The organism is Vibrio panuliri (assembly GCF_009938205.1).
Taxonomy (GTDB): domain Bacteria; phylum Pseudomonadota; class Gammaproteobacteria; order Enterobacterales; family Vibrionaceae; genus Vibrio; species Vibrio panuliri.
This window is the reverse complement of the sequence record NZ_AP019655.1, coordinates 91,758-112,077: the sequence shown is the minus strand read 5'-3', so window position 1 is coordinate 112,077 and position 20,320 is coordinate 91,758. Positions and strand designations below refer to the sequence as shown.

General features: G+C 46.3%; 16 protein-coding genes. 5 read left to right on the top strand and 11 right to left on the bottom strand.

The genetic code is table 11. From position 1 onward, the window contains the following. Positions 1–52 precede the first annotated feature (52 nt). On the bottom strand, positions 53–1,036 hold the full coding sequence (locus GZK95_RS15415; protein ID WP_075715530.1) for a 3',5'-cyclic-nucleotide phosphodiesterase: 984 nt from the start codon (positions 1,034–1,036) through the stop codon (positions 53–55). A gap of 285 nt (positions 1,037–1,321) precedes the next feature. On the opposite strand from GZK95_RS15415, the gene GZK95_RS15410 reads away from it, so the two are divergent. Continuing rightward, positions 1,322–1,615 carry a glucose PTS transporter subunit EIIB gene (locus tag GZK95_RS15410; RefSeq protein WP_075705863.1) on the top strand — a complete coding sequence of 98 codons (294 nt, stop codon included), beginning with the start codon at positions 1,322–1,324 and terminating at the stop codon, positions 1,613–1,615. 32 nt (positions 1,616–1,647) lie between these two features. Further along, positions 1,648–3,048: a glycoside hydrolase family 1 protein gene (locus GZK95_RS15405; protein WP_075715531.1), complete on the top strand. Its 1,401-nt coding sequence runs from the start codon at positions 1,648–1,650 to the stop codon at positions 3,046–3,048. Positions 3,049–3,089: 41 nt separating this feature from the next. On the opposite strand, the gene GZK95_RS15400 is transcribed toward GZK95_RS15405, so the two are convergent. Genes GZK95_RS15400 through GZK95_RS15375 form a run of 6 tightly spaced genes read right to left on the bottom strand, consistent with a single transcriptional unit; the run spans position 3,090 to position 7,837 of the window. Then, positions 3,090–4,256: a tetratricopeptide repeat protein gene (locus tag GZK95_RS15400; protein ID WP_075715532.1), complete on the bottom strand. Its 1,167-nt coding sequence runs from the start codon at positions 4,254–4,256 to the stop codon at positions 3,090–3,092. Then, positions 4,240–4,920: an energy transducer TonB gene (locus GZK95_RS15395; protein ID WP_083626262.1), complete on the bottom strand. Its 681-nt coding sequence runs from the start codon at positions 4,918–4,920 to the stop codon at positions 4,240–4,242. The genes GZK95_RS15400 and GZK95_RS15395 overlap by 17 nt, the downstream gene beginning before the upstream one ends. Continuing rightward, complete coding sequence (locus GZK95_RS15390) at positions 4,895–5,296, bottom strand: ExbD/TolR family protein (RefSeq protein WP_075705860.1); 402 nt, start codon at positions 5,294–5,296, stop codon at positions 4,895–4,897. Before GZK95_RS15390 ends, GZK95_RS15395 begins: the two co-directional genes overlap by 26 nt. Then, a complete protein-coding gene (locus GZK95_RS15385) occupies positions 5,280–5,783 on the bottom strand; it encodes a MotA/TolQ/ExbB proton channel family protein (RefSeq protein WP_075715533.1) in 504 nt (167 codons plus the stop codon). Before GZK95_RS15385 ends, GZK95_RS15390 begins: the two co-directional genes overlap by 17 nt. Further along, positions 5,784–7,073 (bottom strand): MotA/TolQ/ExbB proton channel family protein, encoded by a 1,290-nt coding sequence (locus tag GZK95_RS15380; protein WP_075715534.1) that lies wholly within the window; start codon positions 7,071–7,073, stop codon positions 5,784–5,786. After that, positions 7,073–7,837 carry a DUF3450 domain-containing protein gene (locus GZK95_RS15375; RefSeq protein ID WP_075715535.1) on the bottom strand — a complete coding sequence of 255 codons (765 nt, stop codon included), beginning with the start codon at positions 7,835–7,837 and terminating at the stop codon, positions 7,073–7,075. The genes GZK95_RS15380 and GZK95_RS15375 overlap by 1 nt, the downstream gene beginning before the upstream one ends. A 245-nt stretch (positions 7,838–8,082) precedes the next feature. Between GZK95_RS15375 and GZK95_RS15370 the strand changes: the two genes are divergently transcribed. The 3 genes from GZK95_RS15370 (at position 8,083) to GZK95_RS15360 (ending at position 15,144) form a co-directional block, all read left to right on the top strand. Beyond that, on the top strand, positions 8,083–10,557 hold the full coding sequence (locus GZK95_RS15370) for a TonB-dependent receptor plug domain-containing protein (protein ID WP_075716353.1): 2,475 nt from the start codon (positions 8,083–8,085) through the stop codon (positions 10,555–10,557). 68 nt (positions 10,558–10,625) lie between these two features. After that, entirely contained in the window at positions 10,626–12,308 is a 1,683-nt protein-coding gene (locus tag GZK95_RS15365; protein WP_075716354.1) for an ABC transporter ATP-binding protein/permease, read from the top strand. Positions 12,309–12,312: 4 nt separating this feature from the next. Further along, positions 12,313–15,144: a M16 family metallopeptidase gene (locus tag GZK95_RS15360; RefSeq protein WP_075716355.1), complete on the top strand. Its 2,832-nt coding sequence runs from the start codon at positions 12,313–12,315 to the stop codon at positions 15,142–15,144. A gap of 52 nt (positions 15,145–15,196) precedes the next feature. Here GZK95_RS15360 and GZK95_RS15355 read toward each other — a convergent pair whose 3' ends face one another. Genes GZK95_RS15355 through GZK95_RS15340 form a run of 4 tightly spaced genes read right to left on the bottom strand, consistent with a single transcriptional unit; the run spans position 15,197 to position 20,286 of the window. After that, the gene (locus GZK95_RS15355; protein WP_075705853.1) at positions 15,197–16,831 is read right to left on the bottom strand and encodes an FGGY-family carbohydrate kinase; all 1,635 of its coding nucleotides are present in this window, start codon (positions 16,829–16,831) and stop codon (positions 15,197–15,199) included. A gap of 11 nt (positions 16,832–16,842) precedes the next feature. Then, positions 16,843–17,802 (bottom strand): ABC transporter permease, encoded by a 960-nt coding sequence (locus GZK95_RS15350; RefSeq protein ID WP_075705852.1) that lies wholly within the window; start codon positions 17,800–17,802, stop codon positions 16,843–16,845. Continuing rightward, positions 17,802–18,800: an ABC transporter permease gene (locus GZK95_RS15345; protein ID WP_075705851.1), complete on the bottom strand. Its 999-nt coding sequence runs from the start codon at positions 18,798–18,800 to the stop codon at positions 17,802–17,804. Before GZK95_RS15345 ends, GZK95_RS15350 begins: the two co-directional genes overlap by 1 nt. Continuing rightward, the gene (locus GZK95_RS15340) at positions 18,793–20,286 is read right to left on the bottom strand and encodes a sugar ABC transporter ATP-binding protein (protein ID WP_075716356.1); all 1,494 of its coding nucleotides are present in this window, start codon (positions 20,284–20,286) and stop codon (positions 18,793–18,795) included. Before GZK95_RS15340 ends, GZK95_RS15345 begins: the two co-directional genes overlap by 8 nt. Between the last annotated feature and the right edge of the window lie 34 nt (positions 20,287–20,320).

The window sequence follows — 20,320 nt, the reverse complement described above, 5'->3', positions numbered from 1 at the left end:
GCGCCAAGCCCCTTAAATATCAGGGCTTGGCAGATAATGATCATCTCAGGATTTAAAACGTCAGTGCATCACCTTGTGCTGGGAAGTGGAAGTTCACCCCCAGTTTATTGCCCGCTTCCAACTCCCGTTGAATAACAACTTGAGGATCTTCTCCTTTCTTCAAGCTGTACTTAATGTGACTAACCACAACATCAAGGTCTTCTAAGCTACCTTTCCCTGCCAAGGACTCAAGCGCAGTCAGCTCTTTGAGCAGCCAATTCGGGGTTAAGTGACCAAATAGCATTTTGTCTGGTGTTTTGTTGGTAAACGACACTTCTATCACAATGCCTTTCAACTGCCCCTCTTTAACAAACGGAGCAAGCGTGGTCCAAACTTGGTTCAAAGCATCACTTTTTTCTACAGCATCAGGGCCAGTATCGCCGAAATAAACAAACAAGTCGCCATCACTGTCTTTCAGCGCGAACGCTGTTGATACACCGCCAGAGTGAGCCAATGGCATCGCCATCACCTGCATGCTCGTGCCTGTCACTGTTTGCCATTGGTATTGAGGCAAATCAGTATAAGTATATTTACTTAGCTTAAAGCCTTTGCCTTCATTGCCAAAGTTTGGCCATGCAGACCAGTTAAAGTAATTGTTCATCAATGCTTCGTTGGTGGCAGATAAACCATAAATCGGTTTGTTACTGTCATCTGGTGAACTGATAATCATACCGGCAACATGATCAAGATGAGCGTGGCTGATTAAGTAACCTTTTACTTTCTCTTTGAGCAAGTAACCCACTTTGGTTAACTTTGACTCCTCAGGCACTTTAACATCATCAAACGCGCCGTTTTGCTCGGAAACAATCAGTCCATTCACCACTGAACCTGCATCCAGCAGTACATAGTTATCATCTTGTTCACTCTTGAGCATAAATGCCGTCAAGTTACCGTCTTGAATACCACCTTTGCTACCTAAAGTTACCGCTTCAAAACTGGCCGCATTAACGCCAAAAGATAAACAACCAATCAATAACGCGAGTTTCGTTTTTAACATATCTACCCTTTTCACGGCATAGTGCCTTTATTCTTCGAGATCATGCACAAGGCAAACGATATCGTCATTTTAATACAGATGGTCGCTGGAAATCTGAGGAGTTCGACTCAAACATTTTATTGAAGCTATAAGCAGAATTAATCCAACCAGCAGGGTGATGAAATATTACTCAAGCAATCATAGAATTCTCATCCTAGTTCACTTTCTGACAATTTCTCGCTACCTCTAATCGATAGATTCCGCATAATCATTTGTTCGCCGTAAAGATAATTGAGAGATAGAAACGTGTTTAGTTTATTACGCCGTTTTTTTGCTGTACTCACGCGTGTTAACCCAGATCTAGATCATGAGGTTGATACCATCATTAGCGCATTGGGGGGACTCGATAATATTTTGGATTGTGGAGCATGCGCTACTCGATTGAGACTCGAACTTAAGGAGCTTTCTCTCTTAGATGAAAAAGCCCTTAAGCAAGCAGGAGCCATTGGTGTGGTTCGTATCGATCAACACCACGTTCAAATTATCTACGGTTTGAAAGCAAACAGCTATGCTCAATGTATCGAACAGAGACGTAGCTAATTCATTCGCTTGCGAACAATCGGGATTTCCCAATGACAAATACTACATTTCCAAATGATTTTTTATGGGGCGGCGCGATTGCTGCCAACCAAGTAGAAGGGTCTCACACTGCTGACGGTAAAGGTCTTTCGACTTCCGACATGCTGCCTAACGGCATCTTAAGCCCACATCAAACCCGTCAAGAACGTACCCCTGGCATCAAAGATCTGGCGATCGACTTCTATAATCGTTACCCAGAAGATATCGCATTGTTTAAGGAGATGGGCTTTACCTGCCTACGCTTGTCTATTGCTTGGACTCGCATCTTCCCAAATGGTGATGAACTCGAACCAAACCAAGCGGGGTTAGAGTACTACGATAAAATCTTTGCTGAACTCGCAGCACACAACATCACGCCCTTTGTGACGTTATCGCACTATGAAATGCCTTACGCACTGGTGGAAAACTACAATGGTTGGGGCAGCCGTAAACTGATTGAGTTTTTCACTCGCTATGCGCGCACGGTGTTTGAGCGTTATAAAGACAGCGTAAAACTGTGGCTAACTTTTAACGAGATCAACATGTCACTGCATGCCCCTTTTACAGGGGTTGGCTTACAAGAAGATGCGTCAGAACAAGAGATTTTCCAAGCGATTCACCATCAGCTAGTAGCAAGCGCACAAACGGTTCAGCTTTGCCATCAGATTATCCCTGATGCAAAAATCGGTAACATGCTACTGGGTGCGATTGCTTACCCACACACCTGCCTTCCAGATGACGTAATTGCCACAATGCACGAAAACAACCAATGGCTATTCTTTGGTGACGTGCAGACTCGTGGGCGCTACCCTGGTTATATGCTGCGTTACTTCCGCGATCATGGTATCGCTATTGAGATGGAAGAAGGCGATCTAGAAACACTGGCAGCGGCAAGCGTGGATTTTATTTCATTTAGCTATTACGCATCTGGATGTGCAAGCGCGAAAGAGCAAGAAAAAGAGGTCGGCAATATCGTCGCTGGCGTACCAAACCCATACCTTGAAAAAAGCCAATGGGGTTGGTTAATTGATCCGAAAGGACTGCGTATTCTGCTGAACTTCCTTTACGACCGTTACCAAAAACCGCTGTTCATTGTAGAAAATGGCTTAGGCGCTCGTGATGAAGTTACCGCAGACGGTGAAATCATCGATGACTACCGTATCTCTTACCTCAATGACCACTTAGTCCAAGCGCGTGAAGCGATTGAAGATAGCGTTGAGCTAATGGGTTACACCACTTGGGGGCCGATTGATCTGGTCGCGAACTCAACCGCCGAAATGAGCAAACGCTACGGCTTTATCTACGTAGACCGCGATAACCAAGGCACAGGCGATCTCACCCGCACGCGGAAAAAGAGCTTCTACTGGTACCAAGAAGTGATTAGGACGCAAGGCGCATCACTAAAAAGTAACTAAGTAAACATAGAAAGGGTTAGCAATTGCTAACCCTTTCTAGTTTATCCACTTGTTAAATAGTCAATCTGACTCAACCATTGACTCGCCAACTCGTCATAACTCGTGCCTGCTAAACGCTGAAAAGATGCTCTCGCACTCGCCCAATGTTTTAACTCAAACTCACTGATCGCGGCCAACAGTAACCAGTAGTGATTGCTTTTCTTACTGCCATCAAGACGCTTGAAAAGCTCAGCAGCCTCGCGCCAATTCCCTTGCTGGTAAGCAAGCAATCCCCGCGTTGCATAGCTGTCTTTTTTATCCGATTTTGCTAGCCACTCTGCCGCCTTACGTCTGTCTCGAGCCAGCAAATAGCTTTGCGTTAGCAAAGGTTGATAGCTAGGATTTTCGCTGAGTTGACGGTTCTGCTCTAGCACCTTTACTGCCTGAGCGGGTGCATGAAAACGCAACAATAACTGCGCATATAGTATAATGCTACGTTGTGGCAAGCGGTCAGCTTTGTAAGCACTGCCTAGAGCATTAACCGCCTGTTGCTCTCTCTCTAATTTAAGAAAAGAGTAGGCATATTTTTCCCAGTAATCGGCATTTTGTGCATACTGCGAAACCAACGACCGCAATACTCGGTTAACATTATGCCAATCTGTTAGTTGCTGATACAAACCAAGCAAAAACACCTCCCTTTGCTCAGTTCTTTGATAACCCACTGCAAGCTCCATCGCATCAGCGGCCTTACGATAAGCGTGTTGATGAAACAATCCATATGCCTTTAACGAATAGAGCTCAGCATACTGCGTTGCCAGCGGTTTCTGTTCCATCGCTTGAGTGGTGACCAGCCAGCTATTAACCCGTTCAATAACCGTTTGATAGCTCTCTGTTTGATAATGAAGCTGAGCGGACAGCTTGAGTAAATCAGGTTGCCGTGCTTTATCTTGATTCAGAGCCAGCAAAGACTCCACTGCCGTCGCCGCACAGGGGTATCGATTCAATGCAATACATGCTTGCAACTGTAAGTAAGCAGCCATCTGTTGTGACTGCTTATCTGCCGACTGCACCTGTTTAACGAACAACTCAATGGCACTCAACGTCGCTAGAGGATTTTGTTGCAACTGCATTTGCAACCGCTGATAGGTTTGGTAATGACGAGCCTCAGAACTGGCAAAAGACAACGACGAGACCAAACACAAAACAAGTAAACTATTTTTCCAATTCATAACGAATCGTGATCCTTTGCCATTGATTTTCTTCCGGCGCCACAAACCGCCAGCGAATAACGGCTCTTTTGGCTGAACGCGCAAAAACGCCCGGTGGTTCTTCGGCAACAACTTTAATTTCTTGCGCTCTACCGTCTTGGTCAATATGCAGATTCAGTGTAACAAACCCTTCGATCCCATCTCGCTTAGCCTTCGCGGGATAACGAGGCGGGATTTGAAATACAGGTTTGGCTTGTGCCATCGCACTACTCATCACACTACCTAACCCATTTCCTTTGGGACTAAAAGTTAGGCTAACCATTTGCATGTTTGGCTTGTTGGTATCAATTGGCACTTTAATATTTGGCAAAGATACTGAAGAATCAAACTCTAGCATCGACAAATTCAATGCAGTTGGTGGCGGTGGCATTGAAGCACTTTGCGGTGCTTGGCTAACCTCAAACAATTGCTCAACCTCAGGTTCAACACTATCGGGTTGCCGAGCATGGAACACCGTCGATAAGTTAATTGAATGAACGCGATGAATACCTTGATTGCCAAGAGTGAGCCAATACATAAGCCACACTAAGGCGAAGTTGATCACAAGTGCGACCACCAGCGGTTGCTGGAACCATCGACGTGGTAGCAGCTGACAGCCGTTAGGACTCTGTAGCAACAGCGACATTGTTCACCCCAGCAATTCTTACCTTATCAATAACCTGAATAAGTCGCCCGCTATCAACCGACTTATCGACGTCAATCACCACAGAAACATTGTTCGCCTGAGCGACTTTTTGTTTGACTCGGCTAGTCAACATCGCGACCTCGACCGCTTGGTTATCTAGCCAAATTTGTCCTTGTTGATCGACAGACACTGTCACTGAGACACTCGAGATAGTGTCTGTGACCTGACTATTTGGCCGCTCAACCTTGATCTGATTTTGTTGCTGAAATGAAGCAGACAAAATAAAGAAAATCAGCAAGATAAACACCACATCAATTAAAGGGGTCATATCAACATTGGCTTGATCGCTTGAATCCTCACTATGACGAAAACGCATCTTGCACCTCTAATTGACTGCGAAAACCTGCGACATAACGACGCTTACGCTGATTTAAGTGATGAACAAAGTACAAACCCGACAACGAGGTCACCAAACCGGACAGCGTAGTCAGAAGTGCTTGCGATATTCCTCCGGAAAGTTGACGCTGTATATCCAGTTGATCAAGCTGCTGAAAACTGTCAATCATTCCATCCACCGTGCCGAGCAAACCGAGCAAGGGCAGCACTTTGACCAAAACTGAAATCCAAGCTAACCCTCTATTTAGTTGTTGCTCTGCTTGATTTAGCCAAGCGCGGCACACATGTTGGTAATCGTGATTCGATAACGTCATTTGCAGGTTACGCTGAGTGGTTATCGCTGGCGCAAAGCTGGCTTGGCAGCGGCTTTGATGACTGTATGCTTGTGCAATCAACCACCACATCACAATCGACAAAACAATAATTCCCCAAACCAAAGGACCAGCAGTGTGAATAAAATTCAGCATCTACGACTCCTGAGCATCTGCTTGCTGGCGCAACACAATCAGCCCTGCGCTCTGCTGCTCCAACACTTCAATCAACTGAGAACTTTGTGCCTTTAGACCGCAGTGAAGCAGCAACAATGGCACAGCGACCATTAAGCCCATCTCAGTGGTCAGCAATGCTTGGGAGATACCACCTGAAAGCAATTGACTATCTGCACTACCATGCTCGGTAATAATGCGAAATGTCTCAATCATGCCGCCAACGGTACCCAAAAGACCCAGAAGTGGTGGAATACTAGCAAGTACAGCTAAGCTACCCACGCCCGTTTTAAAATTCGGTACTTCTTTTAACACCGCTTCATCAATTACGGCTTCAAGTTGAGCGCCGTGACACTGTTCACTCGCCAACATAACGCGACCTAATGCATTACCTTCACTGGCTTCACGCTCTGACATTTGTGCGTAGATCTCTCGCTTCGCCTTTCTCAGGGCAACACTACGAACCACAGCAATCCCGACACCAATTAAACCGATCAATCCGATAAGTACACCGACCACACCAGCAGGTTCCATGCGTTCTAACCAAGTTGGCGCATTTGCCTGCTTATCAAGCAGAGCACCGAAACTCGGGTCAATAACCATCTGCTGTGGGTCTACATCGATTGCGGGTTGAGGTGCCATTTCCATCCATACTTGTTCACCTGCCAAGTAATGTAACCAACTGGAACCCTCTCCCGACGCGTACGCATTGAAAGGACCATACTGAGTCACTTGAGCGATCTGCTGCTGACCATTTGCCAGCAGAATGGTTTGCTCACTGCGAAGTGTTTTACTAGACAAAACCGACTGCTCTAACAGTGCAAGCCACAAGCTTTTGATATGAGCAATATCAACAGACTCTTCTTTTTGCTGCACAAATCCAGATTGATCGAACTGCCATAAACCATGCGGTGATACTCGTTGCAGCATCAAATCACCATGCTCAACAACATGTTTAAACACACTGTTCATCGACTCGCGCTGGGCTTGATACTGAGATCTTCTTTGCTTTAAAGACTCTTGTAATTGCAAGATACGGTCTTCCAACGCAATATTGCTCGCATTAGTTTGTTTGAGTTTATCTTGTGCCTCGGCAAGTGTTGCACGAGCATCACTTAACTCGCCTAAAGCCTGCTGCACGCGCTGTTCCGCATGTTTTTTCTCAATTGATGACCCTTGCTTGACTTGCTGCAACACTCGGTCCAACTCAGAGGCAGAGACACTGCTTTGCCAGCCAACCGCCAGCGCTATCATTAGCCATACTGATTTCATTACATTGTCTCGATTTTCGTTGCTGGAAGGGTGAGAAGTGTCGGTAACTGTCGACCTTGTGCGACCTGCGCGGCCTGTTTGATTTGTGCAACCCATTCAGAAGACAAAGGCTGCCAACCTTGATTCCAAACACCCGCTTTCGTCTCATCAGGCGTAAAGTAATAAAAACCTAAACGTCCGACACGGACAAAATTAACCAAACGGTCATCGATCTTTCCTTGCCAACTTTCCGTGGTATAGCCATAGCTCAGCTCAACTTGATAGGCATCAAGTACCGAAAGAGTTTTCTCTCCTTCAGATAGGCTGGCATCTAGCAGTTGGCGGCGTAGATTTTCAACTCTGCTTCGACGCTCCGAAATTAAGAAAGGGGCATCAGCTGCGACAAATTGATCCAGAGATAGCACCATTTCTTCGAGTAGCGGCCCCAACATCATGCGTGTAGAGCGCAGCTCTGCTTGACTCGCTTCAATCGCCACTAAAGCAGTTTCAAGTTGAGAGACTTGTTTGACTAGCAATTGGTTATATTTATCTGCCAACTGTTGCTCACGCATCACCTGACGGTACTGCTCGATAATCTCAAGATTTTTATCGTCGAGATTTTCAACCTTGATTTGCGCTTGTTGGCTGGCTTTTAAACCTACCAAATCTTGTTGTAAGACTTTATCTATTTTTCCAGCAAAAACATTTCCTGAAATAAAAACAGTGTTCGCTATTGAAATTAATAGTACGAAATACCGTTTTTTTCTATTTGTTATAAATAACAACCTAAGTTCTCCGACATCACTCTTATTTAACGACAGTCCGTTCTCTATAAATCAATAAAATCGCCATGCTGACAAAGAACGGTGTTGGTTTAAAAAATTTCTGCGAAGATTATCATTAAATACAAATGATAACAATTGCCATTTAGTTTTACATTGTGATATCTTGCCGCCAAAATGAGATATCAATCTACACATTTTAATAAATACAGAACATTCGAAAGAATTTAACAATACGGACAGAATGAATGAAACCGGCAGCCGCTCTCCTCTTTGGGCTATTCACCGCGTCTAGCAGCTATGCAAATGGCGAAGTTTCTGAACAAGAAATCGTCGTCAAAGACAAAGTTGAAGCGCCTTTAACCAGTAAACAAACGCTAACTTCTGAAGATATTAATAAGCGACCAACAGGTGATGGAAATATCACCGACTTATTAAAAACCAACCCAGCCGTGCAGTTTTCAAATAGTGGGAATAATAGTTTAAGTCAGGGGGAAATTAAGCCTTCAGATATTTCTATTCATGGTTCAACCGCGTATCAGAACTCATTTACACTAGATGGTATGAGTATCAACAACGATATTGACCCTGCTGACAATGGCTTGGGCGTGACGAACTCGAACCTTTCTTCTGATGAGCAAGGCTTCTATCTTGATAGCCGCCTAATTGAGAGTGTCACTGTCTATGATGCCAACGTACCTGTCGAGTTTGGCGGGTTCTCTGGAGGGGTTGTTGAGACCAAGAGCCGCAGTTGGCAAGGCGAAACATCGGCCAACGTTTACTACCGACAAACCGATTCCTCTTGGAACAAAACCATTGTTGATGAGAAGCTCGATTTCAACTCTAGCAACAATGACGTAAGTAACCCTGCCCGTTTTCAACCTGACTACAAGAAAAGCAGCTATGGGGTTTCTGTCACCACCGGAATTACCGATAACTTAGGCTTTGTCGCATCAATTTCTCGACGAACCTCTTCGATTCCAATGGTAAACGCCGGAGGGCGCAGCATCGCTTTGGAAGGCAATAAGTTGTCTGGCTTTGAGTACCAAGATAGCATCAAAGACCAAACTCGAGTTTCTGACAATATGTTTACCAAGTTTACTTGGTATTCCTCACCTCGTACGACGATCAATTTGAGCTTTGCCCTTTCAAAGTACGAGTCTGAGCTATTTATGAATGGGGTTGCTAACTCCGATTACACGGAAGAGCACAACGGACTCTCTACCAATTTGCAATTTGAGCATATGATGGATGGTGGGGTATTTGATCTGTCTCTTGGTAAGCAAAAGATGGAAGATGTTCGCACCAGCGAGCAGAACTATTTTGTTCAGCTAGAAGACTTTACCGATTGGCGCAACCCAGTGACCTACGCATCTGGAGGCCCGGGCGATCTCAATACCGAGCAAGACAACACCACCATCAAAGGGAAGTTTACCTACAATCCCAAACGCTTTGGCAATACGACTCACCAGTTTGTAGTCGGGGGTGAGCAAACACTCACTAAAGCAAAATATATACGTGATAAAACCTACTTCCGTAATGGCTATCGTGGCACGTGGGATAGTATGGAGTGGTTAGGCTTTGCGAACCAAGTTGACGCATTTTTCGCCGGCACTTACACCACACGATATGTTAATCGCGCTATTTTTGCCGAAGATACTATCGAGATTAACAACGTCACCTTACGCACCGGCTTACGCTTTGAACGCGATGACTTTGTACAAAACAACAACCTAGCACCGCGAATCACCGCAAGCTGGGATCTGTTTGGTAGTGGCGATACAGTAGTAACCGCAGGGGCAAACCGCTACTACGGGCGTTCAATGCTGACCTATGCACTATATGAAGGTCAAAACGCAGGCCTCAAACACTGCTACATGATGTGTAATCCTAATAGTGAACAGCAAGACAGTTGGACCACCACTTCTGACTACGAAGGGATGTCTGACCTTAAAACCCCATATAACGATGAGCTGTCACTCGGCTTACAACAAACATGGCGCAACAGCATTTGGTCACTCAACTATGTCCATCGCTTGGGTAAAGATGAAGTTCGTAGCCGTCCAAAATATCCAGGCACCACGGATCCGAATAAAGCTCGAATCCGCACCTTTGATAATGGCGGCGAAACCACGCACGACTCGGTATCACTCACGGTTCGCAATCGCCTACCTATTGTTATCGAAACCGTTCGCAACCAACTTAGTGCTTCTCTAGTGTGGCAGCAAACACAAAGCAATACGCCAAAAGATATGGGGTACTCATTCTTTGATCCCAATACCAATCTTGATTACGACAAAGTGTGGTACGACGGCAAAATTATCAATGCCGCAGACTTACCAAGTACGGACTTTAATGCGCCATTACGTGCCAATATCGAATGGATAGCGGAACTGCCTCAATATGGCACAACCGTCTACAACCTGTGGCAATGGCAGCAAGGCCGAGATCAAGCAACACGTCATGAGAATGACTATGCCGTGGACCCATCTACTGGCAAGCAAGTCTTGAAGTATCAACGTGTCGACTTTGAAGACACCTTCCGTTGGGACATTAAAGCGGAATGGAAGCCGAGATTTGCCTATGGTGCCGCGATTTCAGCCGAAGTGACCAACCTGCTTAACAACGAAAATGCGACAGACTCATTTGTACACCAAGGTGAAGTCTACCGCGTCTACGAAGCGGGTCGCCAATTCTGGCTGCAAGCAAGTTACGACTACTAAGCGCCCCACTCTTCCCATAATTGGGCAGGCCATTTCGCCTGCCCTTTGGACGTAAAGCAAAAATAATTATGAATTTTCTCTCTCAATACTGGCAGCTAATCAAACCATTTTGGCTCTCTAAACAACGTTTACCTTCACTGGGTTTACTGTTAGTCATTATCAGCATGACCTTCGGCTCCGTGTGGCTAAGTGTTCAATTTAACCAATGGAATGGTGACTTCTACAACGCGCTACAACAACTGGATGGTTCGAGCATTTATCGCTTGCTTGGTCAATTTGTACTGCTCATTGGTTCACTTATTCTCGTCGCGGTTTATAGCAGCTACTTACAGAAAAAGCTGTTGATTGATTGGCGCACATGGATGACCGAACAACTGACCGCACAGTGGCTATCTGACCAGCATCATCACTATCATATGAAGCTGGCGCAGACTGAACCCGATAACCCAGATCAACGCATTGCAGAAGACATCTACTTGCTGATTGATCTTTCGCTCGATCTACTACTGTCATTCTTGCGTTCCGTACTCACGCTCGGATCTTTTGTCACGATTTTATGGAATCTCTCCGGTGAAATGAGCTTTAATCTTGCTGGTCAAGAGTGGCATATTCCCGGGTACATGGTTTGGATGTGTATCGCCTATACCCTCGTTGGTACAGCGATTACCCATTGGATCGGTAAGCCACTGCAGCGCCTTAATTTCAATCAACAAAAACGCGAAGCGGATTTTCGTGCCGCTCTTATTGAGCGACGAGAGAACAGTGAAATGATTGGTGCACAGCGCGGCGAAGCGATTGAGCGAGAAGCGCTAGGCACTAAGTTTACCTTTGTGGCACAAAACTGGTACAAGTTGATGGTTAAAGAGCGCAACCTCGGCTTCTTTACCGTTGGTTATGCGCAAGTTTCAAGCCTTGCCCCTATCTTCTTTGCACTACCTCAGTTTCTCGCGGGTATCATCCAGCTTGGTGGACTGATGCAAATCAAGATGGCCTTTATGCAAGTCTCTGGCTCACTGAGTTGGTTTATTTACTCCTATCGCGATCTTGCCAAACTTAGTGCAACGGTAGAACGTTTAACCACGTTCAATCTCAAACTGCATGATATTGAACTGCCAAGCACTGCTAAGCATCCCATCGCCCCTAAAGCGCTGCGCGCCACACTGCGTGTTCATGTTGATCACGAACGATCACTGCTTGAGGTCAACAATCTTGTGGTTGAGCAAGGACAAATCGTTATGTTGAAAGGGCGTTCTGGCTTAGGGAAATCCAGCCTATTAAGAACACTCAGCGGATTTTGGCCAAACTTTATTGGTGAGTATCAACGTACTGACTCGATTTGGGTTCCTCAGAAACTCTATCTTACCACCACCAGCCTTAAGGCTTTGGTTTGTTACCCACAAAGTGCAAACAATATTGACGATCAAACCTGCATTGATGCTTTGCAACAAGTCGGCCTTAACGCGCTGACTACGTCACTCGACAGCGTTGAAACATGGTCGAGCAAACTCTCAGGCGGCGAACAGCAACGTCTAATGTTTGCCCGCTTGCTCGTGAACAAGCCACCATTAATTCTATTGGATGAAACCACATCGTCACTGGATCAAAGCGCCGCTACGTTGATGATTAAAACCCTCAAACATGCGCTGCCAAATAGCGCGGTATTGATGGTCTCTCACCAACCTGAACTCTGGGCAATGGCTGACCGCCTGATCGACTTAGATAACCAATCACCTGTCGCACTAGGAGCATAAGACAATGATCAAACCTACTTTACTCTCATTCGCTCTAGCGATGGCACTTGGCATTACCGGTTGCCAAACCACGACAAGTACAGAACCGAATATCGCAGCGAGCAACCAATATCAACCCCTGCCCGTTCGCGCTGATATTTTCCAGTACTGGCTAGACAATGGCATGCAAGTCATTTTGCAACCAAGAAAAACACCCGGTGTAGAGATGCGCTTGGCGGTACATTCAGGCTCATTGCAGGAAGAAGACCAGCAACGCGGACTGGCACACTTTGTCGAACATATGGCATTCAAAGGCACAACGAATTTTCCCGATAGCCAAAGCTTTAAAGCCTTGGAAGCGCAAGGGATCAATCTTGGCTCACATGTGAATGCCGTCACCAGTTATAACAGCACTGTCTACAAACTTTCGCTGCCTAATTCAGCACGCCAAACCACAGAACTAGGGCTGCAAATTTTATCTGATTGGGCGAGCGAAATTAGCTTTGATCCACAAGCATTTGACAAAGAGCGTGAAGTCATTGTTGAAGAATGGCGCCTTCGTCAAGGGGTCGGTTCACGAATTAATGACCAACTCGAAGCGCTGCGTTATCAAGGCAGTCGTCTTGCTCAGAGAAATGCCATCGGGACTATTGATGTGATTCGTAACGCCCCCGTTGAAGAGGCCATCGCATACTACCAAAAATGGTATCAGCCTCAGCGTATGACCTTAATTGTCAGCGGCACATTCGATAATTTTGCCGTAAGAAGCCAGATTGAAAGCCTATTTGCAACCAAAGCGAAGGGCGACACACCGACCGATCCGATTGCATGGCAGCAATTCCCTTCACAACCAACACTCCAAGTGGCAACGGTTTTTGACAGAGAGAATAGCCGCCGATTTATGCAGTTGCTGCTGCAAAATGACATTGAAGTCCCCCTCAATACCGTTGAAGGACAATGGCAGGAAACATTGGATTCATTATGGTTATCAATTCTTAACCAACGCCTAGCGATTCTCGTTGCGAACGGTAAGTTAAAAGCGGCAACCGTTGCACCTCAAAGCCATTTGCTGAGCACCACACGCGTTCAGTACTTAATGATTGCCCATCCATTTAGTGACCACTACGATCAGGCCTTTGCTCAGTTAGCCACCGAGTTGCAACGCCTTGCGAGCCAACCTGTAAGTAAAAAAGAGCTTGAGAGCGCCAAACAAACGCTGCTCAACAAAGTAGAGCAACAGGCAAAATACCGCGCCGGTTACTCGAACCAGTACCTTGCTGATCAATTAGTTCAAGCTGACAGTTACCGTCTCCCTATGATGGACAAAGCGCAGCAGTTGCAACTGACTGAAGCATTCCTGAGTTCTTTAACCGCCGAAGATATTCAGCAACATGTCGCGTCGCTGCTGCAAGCCACTTCGCCGAAACTGGCGTTAATTGGCCCCGACAACGACCAAGCCAGCGTCGATGTGAAGCAAATGCCTGACCAATGGAAGAGCATTCGTGTCAGTAAACCTGCGCCATTTAGCTTAACGAAACCAGAAATCAACTTGAACGTCACACCCCAAGCAAGCGGAGAGATTGCAAATAAGACATCTCAGCTCAACTTTGGGCCGAGACCTGTTTACCAATACCAGCTAACCAATGGCATGAAAGTAGTGGTGGTGAGTAAGTCCGATCTTAAAGGTGGCACGCAAGTGAATCTGCGTATTCCCGGAGGTCGCTCGCTAGAAGCAAACCATCAACTCGGTATCGTTGATTGGGCTGGTAAATTGGCTGAGCAGTGCGGCTATGGTCAGTACACGGCTCATCAGTTAACTCAATGGAGCAAACAGCATCAAGTGAGCGTAACACCATACAGTGAGCTGCTCTACCATGGATTTTCGGTAACCACTGATACCGATGCGCTCGATGACGCACTCGCTCTGCTACACCTCAAGCTCACGCAAGCCAACCATTGTGAAGACAAGCTTAGCGAGATGAAGCAAGTGACTGCGCAAAACCTAAGTAAAGTTCCGGCTGAACGCATTTTTATGGACAACATTAGCCGTGAAGCCTTTGAGCATGGTGAGCGCTTGGTTGCCACTGCGGATGGCGATTGGAACCACTTTACCAGCGAGCAATTAGTGGAATGGCGCGAGAAGCTCTATGGTGATCCTGCGCAAATGATTGTCACGATAGTCACCAACACTGCAACAGAAAACGTTGAGCCTACCATCACGAAATGGTTGGCTTCATTAGCCGTTGATCCACAACTGCCACTTAAGCCAGTTGATCGTGGTATTGAACCAAAATCGATCGAACAAGAGTACAGTTATGCGATTGGCAGCAGCAATAAAGCCATGGTGCAAATCCAATACAGTGCTGATCATTCATGGTCTTTAGAGCAACAAATGCAACTGCAACTGCTCGAACAGATCACCAACAACCGCCTGCGCGAAACCGTACGTGTGAAAGCATCGGGGGTTTACGTGATCAATATGTCTCAGATGCTGGCTCGAGATCCAAAACCTTATTATTTAGCGAGGCTTAACTTCACTACCGCGCCAAATCGTGCACGATCGTTAGCCAAGCTTGCCAGTCAGGTTGTCACTAACATTCAACAACATGGCATCACTCAAGCCGAGCTAGACCAAGCGAAAAATGCCTGGGCAGTGAACCAAGGGCAACAGGAGCAATACAGCGACTATTGGGTAGCGGCATTCAGTCAAGATGCCTTCTCTACCAAGCCCTATCAAGCAGTGACCCACAGCGTGAGTATGATTAACGAGGCGACCGTTGAGAGCATTAATCAGTTAGCGAAAACTGTGATGGATAAAAACCAGAAAACCTTCTATCTGCTACCGCGTCAAAAATAAGCCAAAAAAAGGCCTCACTAGAGGCCTTTACTTTCGCTATTAGTCGAGTCGCTTAAAACTCACTCATCATACGCTTATACTCAACATCATCTTGATACATCTTGTGGAAGATGGCGTATTTCGCGTCATAAAAGTGCTTAATCTTTTCCGTTTGAGGCATCACGCTCTTGCTGATGCGACTCATCGCATTCATCGCATCAGGAATATCACTGTAGAAACCGGCAGCAACAGAGCCGAGCATCGCAGAGCCGAGAATCACCGCTTCGCTCTCTTCCGGCAGCAGAATCATACAGCCCGTGGCGTTAGCATGTTCTTGTAAAAAGACGGTGTTCTTCGTGCCGCCACCACATGCCATGATGGTATCAATCTCATAGCCAGCATCGTTCATAACTTCGATAATATGACGAGTACCAAGGGCAATGCCTTGAATGGTGGCTAAATATTGCAGCGCCATATCATCCAGCGTCTTCGACATTTTAAGCCCAGTAATTGTCCCTGTTAAATGCGCATTCGCCCGTGGTGAGCGGTTACCATGGAAGTAAGGCAATACATGGATATCTTTGGTTAAGAAGGCAATATCCTCTTTGCTGCCGGCAAGCGTCAGTAACCGTTCATTCAACAATTGATACACGGTTTGTCCTTGCTTGCCCGCTTGCTCTTTAGCGCTCTCATACAAAGGATGAGAAGTAATGATGTGGTCAATCAATGCCCCTGTGGCAGATTGTCCCCCTTCATTTAACCAGTATCCAGGTATCATCGCACTGTAGTAAGCCCCCCACACACCATCGATAAAGCGCGCGGTTTTTGCTGCCGCCATATGACAAGACGAAGTACCACCAATCAAGGCTAAGCGCTTATTAAAGTCCGCCTTTTCACCCGTCATACCCGCAGCGCCTAACACTCCAATACCACCAGCATGCGCATCAATAATTGAGGTGCCTACCGCAGTACCCGGGATTAAACCAAGATCATCCGCCGCATGCACGGTCAAACCGTCCCCTACCGGTTGTCCCATAGGTAGAATTCGGTCGCCAATGGTTTGGGCATCATTTTCGAGCAAATCTTCCAAACCAATCAGTTCAAAGAAGCTTTTATCCCACTTGTTCTCATGGCCTAGATAGGTCCACTTACACACCGTAGAGCAGAGTGAGCGGCTCGCATCAAAAGTCGCTTTCCAAGTCAAAAAGTCAGGCAAGTCAAAGAAGTAGCCTGCTTTAGACCAAGTATTTGGCATGTTTTGCTTCAGCCACAATAACTTCGGAGTCTGCATCTCTGGGGAAATACGATTGCCGACGTAAGCCAGTACTGGATGTTCCGTTTTATTAATGCGATCCGCTTGAGCAATCGCACGATGGTCCATCCACATTACGATGTTTTGCTCACTGCGCCCCGTCGGGCTAACCGTCAAAGGTTGACCATTCTTGTCGAGCACAACCAATGAACACGTCGCGTCAAACCCAATACCTTTCACTTGTATTGGCTCGATGTTCGCCTGAGAAACGGCATCTTTTACCGCCAAACACACCGACTGCCAAATATTGTCTGAAGACTGCTCAACGAAATCAGCTTGAGGTTTAAACATCAATGTGTCGCGCTTGGCCTCACCAACTTTACGACCGTGGGCATCAAACACCCCCGCTCGTGCGCTGCCACTGCCTACATCAACGCCGATAAAATAAATACTCATAAACTACCCCGTTAAGCCTTATTTTTTTGTAAGAAGATAAATAGGATCAAGATACCGCCCCAAAGTGCCATCGTGAGATAGCTACTCACTCCCAGCAAGTTAAGACCACTTTCCAGTGTTTGCAGTACGATCAAAGCAAGGCCGATACCCACAATGCGACCAAAACCACCATCAGGGTTGATGCCACCTAACACCGAAGCCAAGATAGCAATCAGCAAATATGACTCACCGTAGCCCGCTTTGGCCGAGTTAAATTTGGCCATCATCACGATAGCAGCCACCCAACACAGGATTGATGAAATAATGTAGACATACAGCGTTGCTTTTTGGGTATTGATTCCCGAAAAACGAGTCGCTTTCTCATTGGATCCCATCATATAGATGGTGCGTCCTAAACTGGTGTGTTCAAGCAGCGCCCACAATGCAATAGCAAACAGCACAAATAGGATCAACGGCATTGGAATACCGAGCAAAGAACCGTTACCAAGAACCAACAGCGCTTGAGGGAAACCCGAGATAACACTACCGCCAGAAATCAACACGTTAAGACCATTGATCAATGTCATCATACCCAGCGTTGCAAGAATCGGAGATACTCCAACATAGGCAATTAACGCACCATTAAGCAGCCCGATAACGACCGCAGTAATCAAACCACCCGCTAACGCTAGCACCAACATCGCAGAACTGTCTGGCGCAAGGGTGATAATACTTGCCATCACTAAGCCACACGCGTTGGTCGTTGCAATGATCGACAGGTTGATACCACCAGTGAGCATGCAGACCGCCATACCTAGCGCCAACAAACCAAGCAAAGGCATTTGCGAAGACATGGATTGCAGGTTATCCAGTGAGAAAAACGCTTGCCCACTTGAGAAACCCATCACCACGAGGATGCCAACTAAAATCACTAACAAGTAGCGAATATTTCTATCGGTTGGCATTTTTAAACTATTAAGTACTTGTTCCATTATGCCCCCTGCACCGCTTGTTTTTTCTCGTTAAGCGCAGTCATACTGATGCTGCACACGATGATCAAACCCGTCACGACCGTATGCCAGTATGAAGGAACGCCAAGTAGCGTCAGACCATTTTTTACCACCGCCAGCAAAATCACACCAAGCACCACACCAAACAGCGTACCTTTGCCGCCCGTCATACTCGTACCACCTAGCACAACAGCCGCTAATACGGTTAGCTCAAAACCCATCAATGAGTTAGGAGCAACAGATTGGGTGATCTGGGTTTGTACCACCGAAGCGATACCCGCAAGCGCGCCCATATAACCATACACAAACAAGTTGATACCAAAGATATTGATACCGATACGGCTCGCCGCATCTGCGTTACCGCCAACCGCATAAATCTGACGCCCTAAGCGAGTTTTCGACATCAAGAAAGAAGTCAGAGCAATCATTGCAATCAAGGTAATAATCGGTAAAGACAGGCCATAGTCGTAACCATCACTACCAGTGAAGGTAAAGAGCTCAATGCCATACATAAACCAATCAGGGAAACCGTATAACCACTCGCCGTTGCTGAAATAGATCAGCAAACCAAAAAAGACATTCAGGGTTGAGATCGTAATAATGATGGCGGGCACTTTTAGCTTGTACACTAAAGTAGCGTTAATCATCCCCAGCAACACACCAACAACCGCGGCAATGCCAAAGGCAATCAAAAAATTACCACCGATGGAAAGAATGTAGGTGGCGGCTATGTACTGAGCGATAGCCGCTGTCGCTGGAAACGAAATATCGATCCCACCCGCGATCAGAACAACGAACAACCCACAAGCCATAATCCCGAGAATGGCCGAGCTCACCGACATATCGAAAATATTACCAAGGGTCAAAAAGTCTGCTGTCGTGAATGACAACACGGCAACAATCAGCACAATCATTAGCGAAAGGTAAAACTCATGGCGTTTGGCAAAGGCAGCCAATGAGCAACTGAATTTATTAAGCATTGACTGCCTCCATAATTTCTTGCTCTGAAGAGTGAGTAGGTTGGAAGTCATGAGTAAAACGTCCTTCTTTCATCACAATCACGCGGTGACTGTTATAAAACACTTCTGGGATCTCATCGCTGACCATGATGATAGCAATGCCTTGCGCAGCAAGGTCTTTGGCAATGTTGTATATGGCTTCCTTATTAGCCACATCCACGCCCACAGTCGGAGAGTCTAAGATCAATACTTCAGGCTCCGCTGCTATCCACTTAGCGATCGAAATCCGTTGTGCGTTACCGCCAGAGAGGCTGGTCACTGGCAGTTTAGGGTCCGCCACTTTAATCGATAGAGACGAAATTAAGGTCGAAACCAACTTGTTCGCTTTAAGATGATCCAAAAAGCCTGAAGGTTTACGTAAACGATTTAAAACGGATGCTGTAATGTTATCTTGAATCGCTTGCTCCATGACCAAGCCCGTCGACATACGGTCTTCGGATACATAGCCAATACCTTGAGCAATCGCATCTCGGTTAGAGGCAAATGACATGACTTGGTTATTCACCAAGATTTCACCACTATCGGGCTGAGTCATGCCAAACAGCGCCATGCATAGTTCCGTCCGCCCCGCACCTAACAGACCAGTGATTGATACGATCTCTCCCTTGCGAACCGCAAATGATATATCGCTAAACTGCCCCTGTTTGGTTAGGTTCTTCACTTCCAGTTTCACTTCCCCTTGCTGCTGATAAGGTGCAAGAGGCGTAAATTCAAAACGTTGGCCTGTCATTAAAAATGCCAACTCATCACTGTCTACTTCATCGGCTTGGTAAGTCCCCACTGTGCGGCCATCACGAATCACCGTAATTCGGTCTGAGATCTCCATAACCTCATCGAGTTTGTGGCTAACAAAAACCACCGTGACCCCTTTGGCTTTAAGATCTGCAACCACTTCGATTAAGTGATTCACCTCAGTTCGAGTCAATGATGCCGTAGGCTCATCCATGATCATTAATTTGGCGTCGGAAGCCATTGCGCGGCAAATTGCAACCAGTTGACACTCTGCGATGGAGAGTTGCTCCACACGTCTCTCAAGCGGCAGCTTCACGCCCACTTTAGCCATCGCCTTTAGGGCAATTTCTTGAATTCGTTTTTGTTGCACCAGACCCTTGGTCCACTCAACATGATCTTGGATTGCGATGTTTTCTGCCACGGTGAGATTAGGAAACAAGGAGAGATCTTGATAAATAACCTGAATGCCGTGTTCGATTGATTGCTGTGGATTTAGACGGGCGTATGTTTTTCCGCCAAGTATGATTTCTGCACCTTTCTCAGGAGCATGAACACCAGAGATAACTTTAAACAACGTACTTTTACCGCAGCCATTTTTGCCCGCTAAGCAATGTACTTCGCCTTGGTTAAAAGTGAGGTTAATGCCATCTAGTGCTTTCACAGAGCCAAAGTGTTTTGACACCTGTTTGAGAGTAATAAAAGGAGTACCAGACATGAGAATTTCCAGAAGTCAGGGGGCGGCGTTGCAC

What these genes read in the sequence shown, in the direction of transcription:
- GZK95_RS15380 (WP_075715534.1), bottom strand. Translation starts at nt 7,073, where the DNA reads ATGAAATCAGTATGGCTAATGATAGCGCTGGCGGTTGGCTGGCAAAGC.
- GZK95_RS15345 (WP_075705851.1), bottom strand. Translation starts at nt 18,800, where the DNA reads ATGCTTAATAAATTCAGTTGCTCATTGGCTGCCTTTGCCAAACGCCAT.
- GZK95_RS15385 (WP_075715533.1), bottom strand. Translation starts at nt 5,783, where the DNA reads ATGCTGAATTTTATTCACACTGCTGGTCCTTTGGTTTGGGGAATTATT.
- GZK95_RS15350 (WP_075705852.1), bottom strand. Translation starts at nt 17,802, where the DNA reads ATGGAACAAGTACTTAATAGTTTAAAAATGCCAACCGATAGAAATATT.
- GZK95_RS15405 (WP_075715531.1), top strand. Translation starts at nt 1,648, where the DNA reads ATGACAAATACTACATTTCCAAATGATTTTTTATGGGGCGGCGCGATT.
- GZK95_RS15390 (WP_075705860.1), bottom strand. Translation starts at nt 5,296, where the DNA reads ATGCGTTTTCGTCATAGTGAGGATTCAAGCGATCAAGCCAATGTTGAT.
- GZK95_RS15395 (WP_083626262.1), bottom strand. Translation starts at nt 4,920, where the DNA reads ATGTCGCTGTTGCTACAGAGTCCTAACGGCTGTCAGCTGCTACCACGT.
- GZK95_RS15340 (WP_075716356.1), bottom strand. Translation starts at nt 20,286, where the DNA reads ATGTCTGGTACTCCTTTTATTACTCTCAAACAGGTGTCAAAACACTTT.
- GZK95_RS15400 (WP_075715532.1), bottom strand. Translation starts at nt 4,256, where the DNA reads ATGAATTGGAAAAATAGTTTACTTGTTTTGTGTTTGGTCTCGTCGTTG.
- GZK95_RS15360 (WP_075716355.1), top strand. Translation starts at nt 12,313, where the DNA reads ATGATCAAACCTACTTTACTCTCATTCGCTCTAGCGATGGCACTTGGC.
- GZK95_RS15415 (WP_075715530.1), bottom strand. Translation starts at nt 1,036, where the DNA reads ATGTTAAAAACGAAACTCGCGTTATTGATTGGTTGTTTATCTTTTGGC.
- GZK95_RS15370 (WP_075716353.1), top strand. Translation starts at nt 8,083, where the DNA reads ATGAAACCGGCAGCCGCTCTCCTCTTTGGGCTATTCACCGCGTCTAGC.
- GZK95_RS15355 (WP_075705853.1), bottom strand. Translation starts at nt 16,831, where the DNA reads ATGAGTATTTATTTTATCGGCGTTGATGTAGGCAGTGGCAGCGCACGA.
- GZK95_RS15365 (WP_075716354.1), top strand. Translation starts at nt 10,626, where the DNA reads ATGAATTTTCTCTCTCAATACTGGCAGCTAATCAAACCATTTTGGCTC.